The 18,607-nt window shown below is 71.6% G+C and carries 20 protein-coding genes; 13 read left to right on the top strand and 7 right to left on the bottom strand.

Features of this window, described 5'->3' with window-relative positions; translation table 11 throughout:
- Nucleotides 1-25 precede the first annotated feature (25 nt).
- Together M8C13_RS31135 and M8C13_RS31130 are read left to right on the top strand one after the other, a co-directional pair.
- On the top strand, nt 26-1,135 hold the full coding sequence (locus M8C13_RS31135; protein WP_252484321.1) for a serine hydrolase: 1,110 nt from the start codon (nt 26-28) through the stop codon (nt 1,133-1,135).
- 76 nt (nt 1,136-1,211) lie between these two features.
- Entirely contained in the window at nt 1,212-2,174 is a 963-nt protein-coding gene (locus M8C13_RS31130) for a LuxR C-terminal-related transcriptional regulator (protein WP_252484320.1), read from the top strand.
- A gap of 5 nt (nt 2,175-2,179) precedes the next feature.
- Here the strand turns inward: M8C13_RS31130 and M8C13_RS31125 are convergent, their stop codons facing one another.
- On the bottom strand, nt 2,180-2,770 hold the full coding sequence (locus M8C13_RS31125) for a dihydrofolate reductase family protein (protein WP_252484319.1): 591 nt from the start codon (nt 2,768-2,770) through the stop codon (nt 2,180-2,182).
- Nucleotides 2,771-2,805: 35 nt separating this feature from the next.
- Here M8C13_RS31125 and M8C13_RS31120 point away from each other — a divergent pair, with 35 nt between their 5' ends.
- Complete coding sequence (locus M8C13_RS31120; protein WP_252484318.1) at nt 2,806-3,027, top strand: hypothetical protein; 222 nt, start codon at nt 2,806-2,808, stop codon at nt 3,025-3,027.
- Between the two features lie 730 nt (nt 3,028-3,757).
- Here the strand turns inward: M8C13_RS31120 and M8C13_RS31115 are convergent.
- On the bottom strand, nt 3,758-3,940 hold the full coding sequence (locus tag M8C13_RS31115) for a hypothetical protein (RefSeq protein ID WP_252484317.1): 183 nt from the start codon (nt 3,938-3,940) through the stop codon (nt 3,758-3,760).
- A gap of 156 nt (nt 3,941-4,096) precedes the next feature.
- On the opposite strand from M8C13_RS31115, the gene M8C13_RS31110 reads away from it, so the two are divergent.
- Complete coding sequence (locus M8C13_RS31110) at nt 4,097-4,474, top strand: DUF1963 domain-containing protein (RefSeq protein WP_252484316.1); 378 nt, start codon at nt 4,097-4,099, stop codon at nt 4,472-4,474.
- Between the two features lies 1 nt (nt 4,475).
- Here the strand turns inward: M8C13_RS31110 and M8C13_RS31105 are convergent, their stop codons facing one another.
- Nucleotides 4,476-4,745 (bottom strand): hypothetical protein, encoded by a 270-nt coding sequence (locus tag M8C13_RS31105; protein ID WP_252484315.1) that lies wholly within the window; start codon nt 4,743-4,745, stop codon nt 4,476-4,478.
- Between the two features lie 508 nt (nt 4,746-5,253).
- Here M8C13_RS31105 and M8C13_RS44765 point away from each other — a divergent pair.
- The 4 genes from M8C13_RS44765 to M8C13_RS31090 are packed head-to-tail and all read left to right on the top strand — an operon-like array spanning nt 5,254 to nt 7,582.
- Nucleotides 5,254-5,379 carry a hypothetical protein gene (locus M8C13_RS44765; RefSeq protein ID WP_256510023.1) on the top strand — a complete coding sequence of 42 codons (126 nt, stop codon included), beginning with the start codon at nt 5,254-5,256 and terminating at the stop codon, nt 5,377-5,379.
- Nucleotides 5,376-5,918 (top strand): DUF305 domain-containing protein, encoded by a 543-nt coding sequence (locus M8C13_RS31100; RefSeq protein WP_252484314.1) that lies wholly within the window; start codon nt 5,376-5,378, stop codon nt 5,916-5,918. Before M8C13_RS44765 ends, M8C13_RS31100 begins: the two co-directional genes overlap by 4 nt.
- Nucleotides 5,919-5,948: 30 nt before the next feature.
- Nucleotides 5,949-6,968, top strand: a complete 1,020-nt coding sequence (locus tag M8C13_RS31095; RefSeq protein ID WP_252484313.1) for a LacI family DNA-binding transcriptional regulator — start codon at nt 5,949-5,951, stop codon at nt 6,966-6,968.
- Between the two features lie 59 nt (nt 6,969-7,027).
- Nucleotides 7,028-7,582, top strand: coding sequence for a dihydrofolate reductase family protein (locus M8C13_RS31090; RefSeq protein ID WP_252484312.1), 555 nt, complete (start codon nt 7,028-7,030; stop codon nt 7,580-7,582).
- Here the strand turns inward: M8C13_RS31090 and secA2 are convergent.
- Together secA2 and M8C13_RS31080 are read right to left on the bottom strand one after the other, a co-directional pair.
- Complete coding sequence (gene secA2 / locus M8C13_RS31085) at nt 7,560-9,815, bottom strand: accessory Sec system translocase SecA2 (RefSeq protein WP_252484414.1); 2,256 nt, start codon at nt 9,813-9,815, stop codon at nt 7,560-7,562. The two genes, M8C13_RS31090 and secA2, sit on opposite strands and share 23 nt — an antisense overlap.
- Before the next feature lie 34 nt (nt 9,816-9,849).
- Complete coding sequence (locus tag M8C13_RS31080) at nt 9,850-10,278, bottom strand: HIT family protein (RefSeq protein WP_252484311.1); 429 nt, start codon at nt 10,276-10,278, stop codon at nt 9,850-9,852.
- 54 nt (nt 10,279-10,332) lie between these two features.
- On the opposite strand from M8C13_RS31080, the gene M8C13_RS31075 reads away from it, so the two are divergent.
- Nucleotides 10,333-11,292, top strand: a complete 960-nt coding sequence (locus tag M8C13_RS31075; protein ID WP_252484310.1) for a M48 family metallopeptidase — start codon at nt 10,333-10,335, stop codon at nt 11,290-11,292.
- A gap of 44 nt (nt 11,293-11,336) precedes the next feature.
- Here M8C13_RS31075 and M8C13_RS31070 read toward each other — a convergent pair whose 3' ends face one another.
- The gene (locus M8C13_RS31070; protein WP_252484309.1) at nt 11,337-12,515 is read right to left on the bottom strand and encodes an AAA family ATPase; all 1,179 of its coding nucleotides are present in this window, start codon (nt 12,513-12,515) and stop codon (nt 11,337-11,339) included.
- Between the two features lie 82 nt (nt 12,516-12,597).
- Here M8C13_RS31070 and M8C13_RS31065 point away from each other — a divergent pair, with 82 nt between their 5' ends.
- A complete protein-coding gene (locus tag M8C13_RS31065) occupies nt 12,598-14,457 on the top strand; it encodes a Na+/H+ antiporter (protein WP_252484413.1) in 1,860 nt (619 codons plus the stop codon).
- Between the two features lie 33 nt (nt 14,458-14,490).
- Here the strand turns inward: M8C13_RS31065 and M8C13_RS31060 are convergent, their stop codons facing one another.
- The gene (locus M8C13_RS31060; RefSeq protein ID WP_252484308.1) at nt 14,491-15,186 is read right to left on the bottom strand and encodes a PP2C family serine/threonine-protein phosphatase; all 696 of its coding nucleotides are present in this window, start codon (nt 15,184-15,186) and stop codon (nt 14,491-14,493) included.
- A 132-nt stretch (nt 15,187-15,318) separates the two neighbouring features.
- Between M8C13_RS31060 and M8C13_RS31055 the strand changes: the two genes are divergently transcribed.
- The 3 genes from M8C13_RS31055 (at nt 15,319) to M8C13_RS31045 (ending at nt 18,567) form a co-directional block, all read left to right on the top strand.
- Nucleotides 15,319-16,359 (top strand): LacI family DNA-binding transcriptional regulator, encoded by a 1,041-nt coding sequence (locus tag M8C13_RS31055; protein ID WP_252484307.1) that lies wholly within the window; start codon nt 15,319-15,321, stop codon nt 16,357-16,359.
- 393 nt (nt 16,360-16,752) lie between these two features.
- Nucleotides 16,753-17,613, top strand: a complete 861-nt coding sequence (locus tag M8C13_RS31050) for a dienelactone hydrolase family protein (protein ID WP_252484306.1) — start codon at nt 16,753-16,755, stop codon at nt 17,611-17,613.
- Nucleotides 17,614-17,628: 15 nt separating this feature from the next.
- Nucleotides 17,629-18,567, top strand: coding sequence for a glycosyl hydrolase 53 family protein (locus tag M8C13_RS31045; protein WP_252484305.1), 939 nt, complete (start codon nt 17,629-17,631; stop codon nt 18,565-18,567).
- Nucleotides 18,568-18,607 lie beyond the last annotated feature (40 nt).

The following is an 18,607-nucleotide window of genomic DNA, read 5'->3' as shown; positions in this document are numbered from 1 at the left end:
TCCGACAACCAGAGGAAACCTCCACATGTCTCTCCCCACTCTGCTGCGGCGCGGCGCGGTCCTGCTGACCGTCGCGGTGGCCGCCACCACCACCGGCGCCGCCACCGCCGCGCCTGCCCCGGCCAAGGACGTCGCACAGGCCGCGGTCAACGCGCTGGTCGGCCAGCACCGCGCGATGGGCTCCTCGGCGTTCAAGCTCGGCGCCGGCGAGCACTGGTCGGTGCACGCGGGCAAGGTCTCCGGGCAGGAGAACCGGCCGATCACCGAGCAGGACCACTTCCGCGTCGGCAGCCTGACCAAGATGTTCGTCTCCACCGTGGTCCTGCAGCTGGTCGCCGAGGGCAAGGTCGGGCTGGACACCGGTTTCGGCGCCTACCTGCCCGGTCTGGCCACCGGCACCACGCACGACGACACCAAGATCACCGTGCGGAACCTGTTGCAGCACACCAGCGGCATCGGCGAGTACCTCAACACCATCGTGGCGCTGCCGACGAACTGGTGGCGCACCTGGAACGTGCTCGACCACGCCAAGTCGGGGCTGTCCCAGAACTCGCTGTTCCCGCCCGGCAGCAAGTACAGCTACTCCAACACCAACTACATCCTGCTCGGCCTGCTCATCGAGCGGGTCACCGGGCGCACGGTGAACCAGGAGATCGCCGAGCGCATCCTCCTGCCGCACGGGCTGGCCAACACCGGCCTGCAGACCGCGGGCCAGCAGCTGATGCCCGCGCCGTACGTGACCGGCTACGTGGCGGTGCCGCTGGTGCCGGTGCGCGTCGACAGCCGTTCGCAGGACCCGACCCTGGCCTGGGCGGCCGGCGCGATGTACTCCACCGCGGTGGACGTGGCCAAGTTCCTCGACCTGCTGCTCAAGGGCGAGCTGCTGCCGCCGGCGCAGCTGGCGGAGATGAAGAAGCCGTTCCCCGGCGGGTTCTACGGGCTCGGCCTGGCCAAGATCGACCTGCCCTGCGGGGTCAGCGCCTACGGGCACAACGGCGCGATGGCCGGGTACACCACGTTCGGCTTCGCCACCGAGAGCGGCAAGCAGTCGGTGGTGCTGAGCAGCGTGACCCCGATGAGCAACGGCGGTCTCAAGCTCAACGACGACACCATGGCCGCGACTCTGTGTGCCTGAGCTACCCAGGTTGACCGTCGGCGTCCCCGGCTCCTATGGTCCGGTCCGGGGCTCGGGGACGCGACGGGGGTGGACGGTGTTGGAGGCGCTGGACCCCGCCACCGAACACGGGCAGGTCTACCGCGCGCTGGTCGCGCTGCCGCGCAGCACGGTCGGCGCGCTGGCCGCCGAGACCGGCATCGAGGCCGAGCGGGTGCGCCAGGTGCTGCACGAGCTGGCCGGGCTGCGCATCGCGGTGGCGCTGAACCTGGAGGGCACCGCGTGGGAGGCCAACTCCCCCACCGAGATCACCGAGTCCTTCCTGCAGCGCGACGCGGTGCGCCGGGCCGAGCTGCGGCGCACCGGCACCGAGCTGGAGCGGCTGTTTCGCTTCGCCCGCAAGGAGAACGGCACCTACGGTCCGCTGGAAGTGATCAGCGACACCGACCAGATCCTGGCCACCATGCAGCAACTGCAACGGGCCGCCCGGCGTGAGGTGCGGGTGATCGACCGGCCGCCGTACTTCGCCCCGCCCTCCTACTACGTCGCCCAGGAGAAGCTGCAGTACGAGCGGATGGCCGCCGGGGTCGCCTACCGCACGATCTACTACGAGGCGGCCTTCAGCGACACCACCGTGCCGGACATCGCGGACATGGTGACCGCGGGTGAGCAGGCCCGCACCATGGAGGACCTGCCGATGAAGCTGGTGATCGGCGACGACGAGCTGGCCGTGGTGACGCTGGAGGCGGACAGCGGTCCCGGCGTGGTCGCGCTGCTGGTGCGGACCTCCAGCCTGTTCACCGCGTTGTCCAACACCTTCGAGACGCTGTGGAAGCTGGCGGTCCCGGTCTCCGCGGCCGGGGTGGACGCCCCCGAGGACCCGCGGGACCGCCAGATCCTCACCCTGATGGCCATCGGCGCCACCGACGACGCGATCGCGCGCAGGCTGAACCTGTCCCGCCGCACGGTGGTCCGCCGGGTGGCCGTCCTGCAGGAGCGGCTCGGCGCGACCACCCGGTTCCAGGCCGGGGTGCAGGCGGCGCGACGCGGCTGGCTCTGAGGCGGCTACTTCACCACCCGGTACTTCAGGTGGGTCACGCCGATGCCCTGCTCCACCGAGAACGGCCCGTCCAGCGGCGTGGTGCCCAGCGACTGGAAGTACGGGGTGCCGCCGCCGAGCACCACCGGCACCAGCTCCACCCACACCTCGTCCACCAGCCCCGCGGCCAGGGCCTGGCTGCCGATGGTGCCCGCGGACACACCCACGATCTTGTCACCGGCAAGTTCCCTGGCCTTGGCAATGGCGGCCTCGATGCCCTCGGTGACGAAGACGAAGTTCTTCCCTTCCCGCTGCCAGCCGTCGGGCACCTGGTGGGTGAGCACCACCACCGGGCAGCCCATCGGGTGCAGGCCGCCCCAGCCGCCGGTGTGGTCGAACACGCCACGGCCGCACACAATCGCCCCGGAGTCCTCGATCTGGCCGCGCACGTGGGCGGCGCTGGTCTCGGTGAGCTTGAAGGACAGCTCGGGGTTGGTGGTGGTGATCTCGATGTCACCGGATGTGCACCACCGGAAGAGCTGGTCGAAGCCGGTGTTGTCCGGCCCGGAGACGTAGCCGTCCAGGGACATGCTCGCGCCGACGATCACCTTCGCCATGGTCCTGCTCCTGTTCGTTCGAGGTCTTCACAGGGTTGGACCCGGGCCGCGGCGAAAACTCATCGGTCCCCGGAAAACAAAGCTGGTCGCTGAACCAGCGCGGCCTCAGCGCGGGCACCACGGGTGACTACCACGGCACGCCCAAAGCCTGGCGCGGCACCACTTCGCTGGGCACGCTCCCACTACCGGTGGGCACCACCACGGCGCACGTGGACCTGATCGCCGACGACGACACCATCTTCGGCCGCAGCGAGTAGCGCGCCATCCGCTGGCGCTGCTTCCCCAACTGACCGGGCACCGGCCGGTGAGCTGGTCACCCCGAGGTGACCTGCCGTCCTTGCGAGTAACCACCATCCGCGGTTTATCTTGCGGCACATGAGATTTCCCGCCGTACTGCTGGCAGTCGCGCTGGCCTTCCCACTGGCCGGCGCGACCGTCCCCAGTCTCCGCGTCGCCGCGCAGAGCGCGGAGATGATCTGGAACGCGGTGGCCGTCGACCGCGGCCGGGTGTTCGTCTCCGGTCCCCGCTGGAGCGGCTCGCGCGGTCCGGCGCTGGGCCTGCTGGACCAGGACGGCCTGCCCCGGCCCTATCCCAGCGCGGAGTGGAACTCCTGGCGCGCTGGGCAGGATCCCGCGCGGAAGTTCGTCAACGTCAACGCCATCCACCACGACAGGCGCGGTTCGCTGTGGGTGGTGGACACCGGCTCGCCCGACTTCGGCGGTGACCCACTCCCCCGTGGCGCGAAGCTGGTCCGGATCACCTTGGCCACCAACGAGGCCAGCTGGATCCACCACTTCGACCGCTCGGTCGCCCTGACCGGCGGCTACCTCGACGACGTCCGGTTCCACGGCCGCCACGCCTACCTGACCGACGCCGGCCGACCGGCCGCTGGTGCTGGACGGCGCGGTGCTGCGCGCGCCGGATGGCAGCCCGCTGCGGGTGCACGCCGATCCGCTGGAGCTGTCCCCGGACCGGAAGTGGCTCTACTACGGCACATTGCACGGCCCGTGGTCCCGGGTGCCCACCCGCCTGCTGGACGATCCGGCGGTCTCCGCCGGGCAGCTCACGGCGGCGGTCGAGCCCTGGGCGGAGCTGCCCGCGGTGGGCGGCACGGCCATGGACGGCGAGGGGAACCTGTACTTCACCGACCTGGTGGCGCACGCGCTCAAGCGCCGCACCCCGGACGGCCGGATCAGCACCGTCGTCCGGGACGACCGTCTACATTGGACGGACGCGCCGTTCCTCGAACCGGGCGGGCGGATCTGGCTGCCGGTGCCGCAGCTTGACCGGGTGGCCCTGTTCCACCAGGGGCAGAGCGCCGTCCGGTGGCCGGGACGGCGAGCGGGGCCACGCTGGCCGAGGCCGTGCGAACGGTCCTCGGTCCGGGGCGGTCGGGCACCGACGTGTTCGGCGAGCTGCGCTGGGAGGTGGACAAGGGGCCGTTCCACCAGGTCGGGGGTTTCGCCGCGCCGGTCCAGGGGCCGGTGGAGAACGAGCTGGCCGCCCTGGAGCTCGCGGACTCCTGGCAGGACCCGGGTTTTGCCGGGGAAGCGGCGCGCTGGGTGCTGCTCGCCCAGATCGACAGTTGCCAGGAAGCCGGCATGTGCTGGGGTGACGCCGGAATGCTCTACTGGGTGATCCGGGCCGAGGACCTGGCCGCGGGCCGGTTCGAGGCGGGTCGGTGCGCCATGCAGTGCGGCTGACTCAGTCCACCGGTTCGGGGACCAGTTTCCGCTGCTCGCGCAGGACTCGCCGCTGCTCCATCGCCTCGGTGAGGCAGTGGTGGCAGCGCACCACGAACCAGCGGCGGGGGTGGTGCGCCATCCGGTGCCACCGGGTGGGTCCACCGGTGAGCATCTTCTGGTGGGCCCGGTCAAGGGCCTGATCGGCCGCGATCAGCAACCGGCCCAGCACGAGGACCAGCGCACCTCCCGCAACGAGAATGACTAGCACGATGATCAGCGACCAAGGCATGGGGAGAAAGTTCCTACGGGCTTGAGTGCTCCCTCAGCTGAGGGACCGACGACGATGGCGGCGACGACGCGCGTCCTCAACCTGGACGCGCGCCGTCGCCGCCACCCGGTAAGGCCGATCTGCCCGCTGTGCGGACCAGCCGTGTGGCTGCCTCCTCCACGGCCCAGCGGTCCACGTCCATACGTGGCCCCTTCCTTCCCTCACACCCCGACTGTGTGCCGTCCGCACTGACGGCCAGAAAGCCCCCGCTGACCGGGGAAATCGCCCTGCGGCCAGTCGTTGCTGTTGATCAACATCCTAGGTAGCAGCGGAAATGCGCGGCAAGGAGACACGGGCAAACGGCACCTAAGGGGTGACAAGTGCGGGCAGGGAGAGCGCTTCCCGGCGACTGCCCGCTCATCCGAACGGCGGTTGCCGGTTCTCGCCGCCCAGCGCCATAGTGCTGACTGGGAGCGCTCTCTCCCCACGTTCGCGTCGGGCCCGATGCCAAGTGAGAGGGAGTTCCGCAATGGCTTCTGCCCTGACGAAGAGACGCCCCGCCCTGTTCGCGGTCCTGGCGGGCAACGCCAAGGCCACCGGGCCGAGCGAGAGCATCGCGCGCTGGTCCTGCCTGCACGCCGGGGTGCCCGGATGAGGGGGATCGTGGTGGCCGTCCTGCTGGTGCTCGGCCTGACCGGCTGCGCCCAGCGGGCGGAGGCCCCGCCGCCGTCCACGCCCTCGCCGACGGCGGCGGCGGCCTTCGGACCGGCTGAGACCGCCTTCGTCGAGCTGGTCATCGCCACCGACGACCAGGCGGTGAAGCTGCTGGACGCGGGCGCGCGGCGAGCCGGGCCCGGACTTCGGGAGCTGGCAACGGATCTGGCCGCGGCCCGGCGGGCGGAGCTGGCCGCGCTGCACGAGCTGCTGCGCCAGGCCGGGGTGGCCTACGTGAACAACCACGAGGGCCACGACATGCCGGGCATGCCGACCGAGCCGGAGCTGACCGCGCTGGCCGCGGCCCCGGACTTCGACCGGGAGTTCGCCCGGCTGCTGCGCGCGCACCTCACCGAGTCGGCCACCGTGGCCGGGTCCGCTGGCTCGCTCGCCCACCCTGCCACCAAGGACGCGGCCGCTCGGATGACCGAGGGGCGCAAGGCCGAGCTCGCCCGGTTGGACCAGCTCGGACGCGGCTGAGCGGTCGGCGGGAGCCGGTATAAAGATCAGGTGTCCGGCTCCCGCCGCCCCTCGGCCGACCGCGTGACCCTGGAGGTCGTGGCGCGGGTCGCGGGGGTGTCGCGGGCGACGGTGTCCAGGGTGGTCAACGGCAAGGCCAGCGTGGACGAGTCACTGCGCCAGGCGGTGGAGCGGGCCATCTCCGAGACCGGCTACCTGCCCAACCTGGCGGCCCGCGCGCTGGTCACCCGGCGCGCGGAGGCGATCGCGCTGGTGCTGCCCGAGGAGAGCCGGATCCTGGGCGACCCGTTCTTCGGCCGGGTGGTCAGCGGGGTGACCAGCGTGCTCACCCCGCTCGGCCTGCACCTGGTGCTGCTGATGACCGGCCGGCACACCAGGGAGCAGGTGGTCACCGACCTGCGCCAGGGCCGCCTGGACGGGGTGATCCTGATCCACACCTACCCGCAGGACCCGCTGCCCGGCCAGCTGGTCAAGGCCCGCCTGCCGGTGGTGCTGGCCGGGAAACCGCAGACCTCGGCGCGGATCACGCACGTGGACGTGGACCAGGCCGCGGGCGGGGCGCTGGCCGCCCGGCACCTGCACGCGCTGGGCCGCCGCCGCTTCGCCACCATCACCGGACCGCTGGACGCGCCGGCCGGTCAGGGCCGCCTGCACGGTTTCCGGGACACCCTGACGGCACTGGGCCAGTCCGCGCCGCTGGTCGCCGAGGGCGACTTCAGCCGGGACGGCGGGGCCGCCGCGATGAGTCGGCTGCTGGCCGCGGAGCCGGAGCTGGACGCGGTGTTCGTGGCCTCGGACCTGATGGCGCAGGGCGCGCTGCCGGTGCTGCGGCGGCACGTGCGGCGGGTGCCGGCGGACGTGGCCGTGGTCGGCTTCGACGACAGCAGCGCGGCGCTGGCCTGCGAGCCGCCGCTGACCACGGTCCGCCAGCCGGTCGAGGACATGGCCGCCGAGCTGGCCAGACAGGTGCTGACCAGGGTGGACAACCCGGAGGTGCCACCGGCCGCGGTGCTGTTCGAGCCGACCCTGGTGCACCGGGACTCGGCCTGACCGATGAGTTTTGGCCCTCGCCGGCGTCACAACTGGTGACGTCACAGCGAGGAGGACTCATGCGGAAGCTGTACCTGTCGATCTCGATGAGCCTGGACGGGTTCGCCTGCGGGCCGGAGGGCGAGCTGGACTGGATCATGGTGGACGATCCGGAGCTGTCGGAACTGATGGCCGAGCAGCTGCGCGGCATCGACGCGATGATCTTCGGCCACACCGCCTACCGCGAGCTCGCCGGGTACTGGATGGACGGGCCGACCGAGAAGCCGGTGGACCGCGAGCACACCCGGCTGATGAACTCGATCATGAAGCTGGTCCTGTCCAGGAGCGAGCCGGAGCTGCACTGGACCCCGGCCCAGCGGATCGGCGCGGACCTGCACGCCGAGATCACCGAGCTGAAAGCCCAGCAGGGCAAGGACATCGCGGTCTTCGCCGGCGCCGAGACGGCCCGCGCGCTGGCGTCCTATGTGGACGAGTACCGGCTGCTGGTCTACCCGCTGCGGCTGGGCGCGGGGCGCCCGGTGTTCACCGAGCGCCCGGAACGGCTGGAGTTGCTGGGCAGCCGCGAGTTCGCCGCCTCCGGGGTGGTGCAGCTCAGGTATCGGCCGGTGCGCTGACCTTGCCGGAGCGGCGGCGCATCAGCTTGGCGATGCCGTCGATGGAGCGGTCCAGCTCGGAGCCGCTGGGGTTGTCCTGCACCATGTAGGTCCAGGTGGAGGTGGGCCGGATGACCCCGGCCGCGGGCAGGTCGGCGCCCTCGGCGGTGATCGGCACCGCGGTGAAGGTCTCCACCACCCTGGCCTTCAGCTCGGCGGGCAGGTCCTGGCGGAAGGCCGGGATGGCCACCCGGTGGAACTCGTCGAGCGGGTTCTCCCTGGCCAGCGCGCGCAGGTGGATGGTTTCGCGCAGCTCGGCCAGCAGTGCGAGGTGGTCGGCCCAGCAGCGGTCCATGTGGTGCAGGGTGACCTGCCGGGCCGCCTCGATCAGGACCTCCTCCGGGATGTCCTGCGCGCGCAGCTCCTTGAGCCGCTCGGCGCAGGGCTCCTCCAGGTCCTTGAGCGCCCGGTCGGTGCGCAGCACCTCCTCGCGCTCCTTGGCCAGCTGGTCGCGCTGGTGCTCCAGCAGCTGGTTGTAGCGCCAGGTGTTGCTGTGCACGGTGAGCATCTCGGCGTCGGCCACCCGCTGCAGGTGGTCGATCATCTTGGCGTTGCGCACCGGGCCGTAGCGCAGCACCAGCTCGTCGGTGAGGCTGACGAAGAACACCGAGCGGCCGGGGTCGCCCTGCCGTCCGGCGCGGCCGCGGAGCTGGTCGTCCAGGCGGCGGCTGAGCTGACGGCCGGTGCCGATGACGTAGAGGCCGCCGGTCTCCCGCACCCGCTCGGCGTCACGCTGGTCCGCGCCGCCCAGGCGGATGTCGGTGCCGCGCCCGGCCATCTGGGTGGACACGGTGACCGTGCCGTAGGTGCCGGCCTCGGCGATGATCGCGGCTTCCTTGGCGTCGTTCTTGGCGTTGAGCACCGTGCACTCGACCCCGGCCGCGCGCAGCCGCTCGGCCAGGCGCTCGGACTCGGCCACGTCCAGGGTGCCGAGCAGGATCGGCTGGCCGGTGGCGTGCACCTCCAGCACGTGCTCGACGATCGCGGTCTCCTTCTCCTCGACGGTGTCGAAGAGGCGGTCCGGCTCGTCCACCCGCACGCACGGCTGGTGCGGCGGGATCTGGGCGACCTCCAGGTTGTAGAAGGTCTGGAGCTGTTCGGCGGCGACCACGGCGGTGCCGGTCATGCCGCAGACGGTGCGGTAGCGGCGGATGAAGCCCTGCACGGTCATGGTGTCCAGCACCTCGCCGGACTCGCTGGGGGCCAGGCCCTCCTTGGCCTCCACCGCGGCCTGCAGGCCGTCCGGCCAGCGCTGCAGGTTGGCCACCCGGCCGCGGGACTCGTTGATCAGGTGCACCTGGCCGTCCTTGACCAGGTAGTGCACGTCCTTGACCAGCAGCACGCGGGCGTGCAGGGCCAGGTTGACCAGGGTGAGCGTGCTGGAGATGTGCTCCTCGGAGTAGAGGTCGATCTCCAGGGAGGCCTCCACCACGGCCGCGCCGACGTCGGTGAGGGCGACGTTGCGGCCCTCCTGGTCGGCGGTGAAGTCCACGCCCGGCCGCAGCGTGCGGACCAGTTCGGTGATCGAGCGGGAGGGCGCCACGCCCTCGGCGGCGCCTGCCAGCACCAGCGGCACCCTGGCCTCGTCGACCAGCACCGAGTCGGCCTCGTCCACGATGGCCACGTCGTTGTCCGGCGCGACCAGGGCTGCCACCGAGGTGGCCAGCCGGTCGCGGAGCAGGTCGAAGCCGATCTCGCTGACCGGGGCGTAGGTGACCTGGGCGGCGTAGGCGGCGCGGCGCTCGGCCTTGGTGGACACCGAGCCGACCCAGCTGACCGAGACGCCGAGGAGGTCATAGAGCGGGGCCATCCACTCCGCGTCGCGGCGGGCCAGGTAGTCGTTGACCGAGACCACGTGCACCGAGCGCCCGCGCAGCGCGAAGGCGGCCGCGGCGATCGCGCCGGCCAGGGTCTTGCCCTCGCCGGTGGCCATCTCCACCACGTCCCCGGCCAGCATCCGGGCCGCGCCCAGCAGCTGCTCGTCGAAGGGCCGCTCGCCGATCGAGCGTTCGGCGGCCTCACGGGCGATGGCGAGGAACTTCAGCAGGTCGTCCACGTGCTCGGCGGCGGCCGCGGTGAGCTCGGCGTCGGTGAACCCGGCCGCCCACTCGGCGTGCGCGCCCGAGGCCACGACCAGCTTGGCCGACCGGGACCGCGCCCGCTCGGCCTTCCCACGCAGCAGCTTCCAGAACATCCGCCGCACCGGGTTCCCCCTCCTCCGCCTGCCCCTAGTCGGCAGGCACGTGTTCCTCGTGACCCAGCTCGCGCAGGGCCACCCGTAGCCGGTGCATCGCGTCGTCGAGCTTCGCGCCGTCCGATTCCATCTCTACCCGGCTGAAGTCGAAATCGTCCATGTCCCAGACTGGCGACACGTGCACGTGCAGGTGCGGAACCTCGAACCCGGCCACGATCAGCCCGGCCCTCGGCGCCGCCCACGCACGTTGCACACCCTGCCCGATGACCTGTGCGATTGCCATACAGCGACCGAGCAGTTCCGGGTCGGCCTCGGTCCACTGGTCGACCTCGGCGTGCGGCACGACCAGGGTGTGGCCGGGCCGCAGCGGCGCGATGCTCAGGAACGCGGAGACCTCCGCCTCGCGCCAGACGAAGCGGCCGGGCAGCTCACCGGCGATGATCCGGGAGAACAGAGTCGACATGCGCCCATTCTCGCCAACCCGCCGGCGGAAGGCATATCGCGGGTGTTGCGGGCCATGGCCGCGCTGGCCGGGGTCGCCACGGCCGCGCCACTGCTGGGCGAGCCCACCACGGCCCAGGCCAGTCCCGGTGGTGACGCGGACGCGCTGTTCCGGGCCGGGCATTTCGAGCAGGCCGGTCGCGCGTACGAGGAAATCCTGAAAAAGGACCCGGGAAATGTGCACGCCGCCCGTCGGCGCGGCTATGTGGGATTGCTGTGCAACAATTTCCCGGACACCGAGAAATACCTCAAGAAGGCCATCGAACTGGCGCCCGGCGACCGGGAGGCCCACCGGTTCCTGGCCGACTGCTACACCCGGCAGGACAAGTTCGCCCTGGCCGCACCACACTGGAAAGCGGTCGGCTACCAGGCTTATGCCACGTTGTTCGCGGCCTTCCACGGCCGGCCGTATGAGATCCACGGCGACACCGGGCGGGCGCCCTTTGTGCAGCTCGACCCGATTCCGCAGGTGGCGGCATCGCTCAACGGCTGGCCACTGAAGCGGTTCTCCTTCTACACCCGCGTCGACTCGCTGGGAGTGTCGGCGAAGGCGGCCGAGGAAGCCGGACTGCGCGACATTCCGGTGCGCTGGTCGGACGGGGACTCCGGCGAGCAGTCCGATGACGGCATGATCGGCACCTGGATCCTGTACCACTTCCTGACCACCGTCGACTACGCGGACCGGTCGCTGATCCTGCGCCGCAGAACCCCCGAGACGGCCAGGAAGATCCGCGCCGAGGCCGAACAAGCAGGCGCCCAGCCCCTGCCGCTGTGGCTGGCCCAGGAGCACCTGCTGTTCAGCCGGGGCAGCGTGGCTACCCGAAGGAGGTCCGCCTCGGCAACGCCGTCGCCAGGGACGCCTACTGCTACGCGGGCGCACCGTCCGGGCCCGGCCGCGAGGGGTTCGAGCAGCTGGCCCACCTCTCGCACAGCTTCTACAAGCCCTTCCACGTCACCCTGGACTTCACCGACATGAACATCCACGTCGCGCGCGGCCCGGCCAGCTGAGCCTGGCGGGCGCTAGCGCTTCGGCCAGTGCCAGGAGGGCCGGTCGAGGCGGCCCTGGCCCTCGATCCGGGTCTCCCCCAGCTCCTTGACCAGCTCCACCGCGCCCAGGTCGGCCCCGGTCTCCTCGGCGCCCGCCTCGATCGCGGCGATCAGCGGCCGCGCGTGCGAGACCACCACGACCTGGGTGTTCTTCGCCGCGGTGACGATCAGCCTGGCCAGCGAGGGCAGCAGGTCGGGGTGCAGGCTGGTCTCCGGCTCGTTGAGCACGAACAGCTCCGGCACCCTGGGGCTGAGCAGCGCGGCCACCCACAGCAGGTAGCGCAGCGTGCCGTCGGAGAGCTCGGCGGCGCGCAGCGGGCGCAGCAGCCCGTGCTGGCGCAGGGACAGCTCGAACCGCCCGTCGGCGTGCCCCACCGAGAGCCGCGAGCCGGGGAAGGCGTCCTCGACGGCCAGGCTGAGCGCGTCCGGTTCGCCGATCTCCAGGATGGTCTGCACCGCGGCGGCCAGGTCGGCGCCGTCCTGGCTGAGCACCGGGGTGCGGGTGCCCAGCCGGGCCTGCCGGGCCGGGGCGTCGGCGTCGGTGCGGAAGTGGTCGTAGAACCGCCAGGACCGGATCCGCTCCCGCAGCAGCACCACCTCCGGCGCCACCCTCGGGTCGGTGAACTCGCTGAGCAGGCTGTCGTAGGGCCGGATCCGGAAGGTGTCCTCGCCCCAGGCCCCGGTGGCCCCGCGCAGCAGCACCGCCCCGTTGTGCCGCTGCGCGAACAGCTTCTTCTGCGCGAAGACCGGCCCTTGCCAGACCGCCTCGGACTTGATCTCCGGGTCCAGCGCGAACGCGGTCTCGCCGGGGATGGGCAGGCCGAGGTCGATCGCGTAGCCGAAGTCGTCCCCGGCGAAGCCCAGCCGCAGCCCGACCGGCTCCTTGCGCACCGTGCCCTGCACCGCGTACCGGCCCTCGCGCACGCCCTTGCCGATCACCGCCGGCCCCGCCCACAGGGTGGACTGCAGGCCGCCCTCCCTGGCCAGCGCGGCCACCGCGCCGTTGCGCGCGGCGTCGGCGAGCAGCCGCAGCGCCCGGTAGAGGCTGGACTTGCCGCTGCCGTTGGCGCCGGTGACCAGGTTCAGCTCACGCAAGGGCAGCACCAGCTCGCGCAGGGACCGGTAGTTCTCCACAGCGATGGTTCTGAGCACAGGTGCGAAGCTAACCCGCCGCACCGACATCATCGGGTGGCACGTGCGGTGACCAGCGGCGCGGTGGTTCATGCTGTTGCCCATGGAGATCGCGGTGGAGATCATCGGGCTGGTCGTCGCGGTGCTCGCGGTGAGCTTCCTGGCGAAGGTGCTGAACCTGTCCGCCCCGCTGTGCCTGATCGTGGTCGGGGTCGCGCTGTCCTTCCTGCCCGGGGTGCCGGACTACGCGCTCAACCCGGACCTGGTGCTCATCGGCCTGCTGCCGCCGCTGCTCTACGCCACCGCGATCCGCACCTCGCTGATCGACTTCCGGGCCAACCGCGGCCCGATCGGACTGCTGTCGGTCGGCCTGGTCGTGTTCACCACCCTCGGCGTCGGCGCGGTGGCCTGGCTGGTCATCCCTGGCGTGCCGCTGGCCGCGGCCTTCGCCCTCGGCGCGGTGGTGGCCCCGCCGGATGCGGTGGCGGCCACCGCGGTGGCCCGCAAGGTGGGCCTGCCGCGCACCATCGTGCGGGTGCTGGAGGGCGAGAGCCTGGTCAACGACGCGGCCGCGCTGGTCGCGCTGCGCACCGCGATCGCGGCCATGGCGGGCGCGGTCAGCTTCTGGCAGGTCGGCGGGAACTTCCTGCTCGCCGCGGGCGCGGGCGTGCTGCTCGGGCTCCTCGTCGGCCAGGTGGCCAGTGTGCTGCGCACCCGGTTGCAGGACCCGGTCTTCGACACCGGCATGTCGCTGGTGGTGCCCTACGTCGCCTACGTGGCCGCGGAGGCCGTGCACGGGTCCGGCGTGCTGGCGGTGGTGATCGCCGGGCTGATGCTGGGCCACCGGGAGCCCAGGATGCTCAACGGCGCGGCCCGGATCGCGGGCACGGTGAACTGGCAGACCATCCAGTTCCTGCTGGAGAACGTGGTCTTCCTGCTCATCGGCCTGCAACTGCGCCGGATCCTGACCGAGGTCGGCGACACCGACCTGTCGCTGGGCACCCTGGTGCTGGCCTGCGCCATGGTGCTGCTCGCGACCATCCTCTGCCGGATCCTCTGGATGGTCGGGATCACGTTGCTGCGCAAGGCTTTTGGCCGCAAGGCCTGGCGCTGGCGGTACTCCGCGGTGACCGCGTGGGCCGGCATGCGCGGCGTGGTGACCCTGGCCGCGGTGTTCGTGCTGCCCGAGGACACCCCGCAGCGCCCGGTGCTGGTGCTGGCCGCGTTCGTGGTGGTGGCGGGCACCCTGCTGCTGCAAGGCGGCACCCTGCCCTGGCTGGTCCGCAAGCTGCGGCTGCCCGCCCCCGACCCGGCCCAGGACGCCCTGCAGGAGGCGGTGCTGCTGCAGAGCATGACCACCGCCGCGCTGGAGCGCCTGGAGCGGGAACGCCGTCCCGAGGACACCCCGGAGGTGCTGGACCGCCTGCGCTCCCGGATGAGCAACCGGGTCAACGCCGCCTGGGAGACCCTCGGCCGCTCCGAGGAGGACCTGGAAACCCCGAGCTTCGCCTACCGCCGCCTGCGCCGCGCCATGCTGGAGTCCGAAATGGACACTCTGCTGGCGGCCAGGGACAAGAAGGCGGCCGACGACGTGGTGCTGCGCAGGGTGCTGGACATGCTGGCCATCGAAGAGTCCATGTTGGACAGATCGACCCAGCTGGTCAACGACCCCGCCGCCGGCTGGCTCAAGGCCCCGCCCAGCACCACGGCCTGCAAACACCTCAAGTCCGCGCCCTACCACGTACCGGCGGACTCCGAGGAGGGCTGCCGGGACTGCCTCGCCGAAGGCACCACCTGGGTGCACCTGCGCCTGTGCCTGACCTGCGGCCACGTCGCCTGCTGCGACTCCAGCCCCGCCCAGCACGCGACCCGGCACTTCCGCGACAGCCAGCACCCGGTGATGCGCAGCTTCGAGCCGGGCGAGAAGTGGCGATGGTGCTTCGTGCACGGCTCGCTGGGTTAGGCACCCACCGTCCGCAATGGTCCCCAGGTCAGGTCAGTGGCTGAGCAGGACGGCGGTGGCGTTGTCGGTGGCGCCCCGGTCGATCGCGGTCGCGACCAGTTCCTGGGCGCGGGGGCCGAAGCGGGATGGCCTGGCCACGATCGCGGTCATCGTGGCCGGGTCCAGGCCGCCGTAGACGCCGTCGCTGCACAGCAGCAGGCCGGTCTCCTCGCGGGTTTCCACCAGTCCGATGTCCCTGGGCTGCCCGGTGCGCACGCTGGCGGTCACGATGTGCTCCATCCGCGGCGTGGTGTGCATGCCCTGCCGCCGGAAGTACTCGGCCACGGTGTGGTCGCTGGTCAGGCGGGTCAGGGTGTGGCCGTCCCAGCGGTAGGCGCGGGCGTCGCCGACCCAGGCGATCCGGTAGCCGCTGCCGAGTTGGTCGGCGAAGGGCATGGCCACCACCAGCACGCAGTCGCCGGTGTGGCCCAGGGCGAGCACCGCGCGCTGGGCGGCCAGCACGGCCTCGGTGGGGCCGCGGGCGGGCAGGGTGCCGGTGGCGGCGACGACCGCGACCCTGGCGGCGTCGGCCGCGTTCTCGGTGTCGCCGATGCCGTCGGCCAGGGCGAGGACGGGTCGCATGCCGTCCCAGCCGGGGCGCACGGACACGGCGTCGGCGTTGACCCTGCGGTGGCCGGGGTCGGTGGCGGTTTCCCAGTGGACGCGGCTGCGGTTCTCCATCGTGGTCATGACTCCAGCCTGGCCCCGTTTCCTAAGAACTTGCTGTGAGCGGGATAGCTCTTCGCTGTGGCCTCGTCGCAGGCAGGTCCCGGCACCGGGGCCGGTAAGATCATGGGCAGCAGCGACAGTGGATGAGGCCAGATGACCGACACCGCGCCACGACGGCGAGCACGAGCGGCACGCCCGCCGACCATCCACGACGTGGCCGCGCACGCCGGTGTCTCCCGCGGCACCGTCTCCCGTGTCCTGCAGGGCGGCCACAACGTCAGCCCAGCCGCCCAGGAAGCCGTCACCACCGCGATCCGCAAACTCGGCTACGTGGTCAACCGCGCCGCACGCAGCCTGGTCACCCAGCGCGCGGGCTCGGTGGCCTTCCTGCTCTCCGAGACCCAGGACCGGTTCTTCGAGGACCCCAACTTCACCACCCTGCTGCGCGCCTGCACCACGGCGCTGGCCGAGCACGACCTGCCGCTCATCCTGATCACCGCGGGCACCGCGGACGAGCGCCGCCGGATCGCGCCCTTCCTGTCCGCGCACCACGTCGACGGCGTGCTGCTGGTCTCCTCACACCGCGGCAACCCGATGATCGACCACCTCCGGCAGGCCAACCTGCCCTTCGTCTGCTGCGGCAAGCCACTCGGCGAGCGCGGCGCGCTGTCCTACGTCGCCTCCGACGACCGCGAAGGCGCCAGGACCATGGTGCGCCACCTGCTCGACTCCGGCCGCAAGCGCGTCGCGACCATCGCCGGTCCGCAGGACACCCCCGGCGGCCTGGACCGGCTGCACGGCTACCGCGAACTGCTCGCCGAGCACGGCATCGCCCATGACCAGCGGCTGGTCGCGGTCGGCGACTACAGCCGGGCCAGTGGCGAGGCCCGCATGCGCGAACTGCTGGCCGCGGCACCGGACCTCGACGCGGTGTTCGTCGCCTCGGACCTGATGGCGGCGGGCGCGCTGGCCGCGATCGAGCGGGCCGGCCTGCGCGTGCCCGAGGACATCGCGGTCGGTGGTTTCGACGACTCCTCGGTCGCCGTCACCACCCAGCCCCCGCTGACCACGATCCGGCAGCCGTGGGACCGGATCAGCGCGATGATGGTGCGCCAGCTGCTGGCCGAGATCAACGGTGAGGGACCGGCCACGGTCATCCTGCCCACCGAGCTGGTCGTCCGCGAGTCGGCTTGAGGCATGGCTCGGCCAGCCTGTGCACGTTCACAGAGTCTAACCGACACGCCCTTGAAACAATCGTAAGAATAAGCTTTCATCGGAGCGGTTCACCTGCAAGCCCGGACTGTGCACGTTCACAGTCCCGCTCGCCCTCCGCCGGTCAGAGGAGATCGGATGACTGCGTACGGCCCAATCCGTCGGAAAGCGCTCTCCACTGAGGAGCCCGATCGCTTTCCGAACAGCACCGCCGCCGCGCAGCGCCCGCCCGGCACGCCGTACCCGGCGACGGCTGGGTGAGCCACGCCGTCCTCGCCCGGCACCGCCCCTGCTCCGCACAGGAAGAGGTACCGCACCGTGTCCCCAGCGTGCCTTGAACCCCAGCGATCCCGGCTCCCGCTGCTGCGACGAGCGGTGACCGTCTTCGCCGCCGTCCTGGGCGTCGTCACCTCCGGCGTGGCCGCGGTCCCGGCCTTGGCCGCGGACAACCCGTACCAGCGCGGTCCGAACCCGACCTCAGCCAGTGTCGCCGCCTCCCGCGGCACCTTCGCCACCGCGGAGCTGAGCGTCCCGCGCGGGAATGGCTTCGGCGGCGGGAAGATCTACTACCCGACGGACACCACACAGGGCACGTTCGGCGCGATCGCGATCGTGCCCGGCTACACCGCGACCTGGGCGGCCGAAGGCGCCTGGATGGGGCACTGGCTGGCCTCGTTCGGGTTCGTCGTCATCGGGATCGACACCAACAGCCGCAACGACAACGACACCGCGCGCGGCACCCAGCTGCTGGCGGCGCTGGACTACCTGACCCAGCGCAGCTCCGTGCGCGGCCGGGTCGACGCCAAGCGCCTCGCGGTGATGGGCCACTCCATGGGCGGTGGCGGGGCACTCGTCGCGGCGCGGCAACGTCCGTCGCTGAAGGCCGCGGTCGGGCTGGCGCCGTTCAAGCCCTCCGGCCCGCCGAGCGCTGACCGGGTGCCCACGATGGTCATCGCCGGTCAGCGCGACGGCACCGTCACTCCGTCCTATGTGGACGGTCTGTACCGGGCGATCCCGGCGGGCACGGAGAAGGCCTACCTGGAGTTCGCCGGGGCTGGGCACGCCTTCCCGACCCGGCCGAACCCGCTGCAGATGCGGCTGGTGATCCCGTGGCTGAAGAGCTTCACCGACCACGACACCCGATACCACCAGTTCCTGTGCCCGCTGAAGGACCGGACCGGCGTCACCGCCTACCGCAGCACCTGTCCGCTCGTGGCTCCCGGAGCCCGCGACTAGCCGGAGGGCGCCGCCATGGCCGACACACCGGCCGCGCCGTTCGTCAAGGGTGCGGACATCAGCTGGATGCCGCAGATGGAGGCCAACGGCTACTACTGGCACAACCGGCACGGGCAGCGGCAGGACCTGTTCACCATCCTCAAGGACTACGGCATCACCGCGGTCAGCCTGCGCACCTGGGTCGACCCGGTCAGCCACCCGGTCAACGGGCACTGCGGTATCGAGGAGACCGTGCGGATGGCCGCCCGCTGCGAGGCGGCGGGCCTGCGGGTCCTGCTCGGGTTCCACTTCGGCGACACCTGGAACTCCGTCGGCGTCCAGCAGCCGCCACGGGCCTGGACGGGCATGTCCTACCAGCGGATGCGCGACGCGCTGCGCGGCTACGTCTCCCGCTCGTTGCGGCTGCTCAGGTCCGCCGGGGTGACGCCGGGCTGGGTGAAGATCGGCAACGAGACCAACAACGGCCTCTGCCACCCGGTCGGCGGCATCCACCGGCCCGACCAGATGACCGGACTGCTCAACGCCGCGTACGGGGAGTGCAAACAGGTCTTCCCGGACACCCCGGTGCTGGTGCACGCCGCCCAGCCGCAGAAGTTCGCCAGCGTGTCGAACTTCCTCAACGCCTACCGCGACAACGGCGGCAGGTGGGATGTCACCGGGCTTTCCTCCTACGCCCAGGGCAGCGAGGTCACCGCCGCGCTGAACAGCATGCGGACCATCCAGGCCAACTGGCGCCGGCCGGTCATGCAGGTCGAGCACGGCGGGCCGGTGCACAACTCCATCCAGGCCCGCGGTTCGCTGCGGCGGTTCATCACCGGCCTCAAGGGTTTTGGCGGCCTGGGCACCTTCTTCTGGGAGCCGCAGGGCTACCCGCCGTTCACCGGCTACGACATGACCGCCTGGACCAGCACCCGGCGGCCCACCGCGGCCCTGGACGGCTTCCGCAACGCATGACCACGGATGTCGATATCAGTGCAGAGATCACCATGGGATG

It is taken from the genome of Crossiella sp. SN42 (assembly GCF_023897065.1).
Classification (GTDB): Bacteria; Actinomycetota; Actinomycetes; order Mycobacteriales; family Pseudonocardiaceae; genus Crossiella.
The sequence above is the reverse complement of the archived record's forward strand: the minus strand, read 5'-3'. Positions and strand labels throughout refer to the sequence as shown.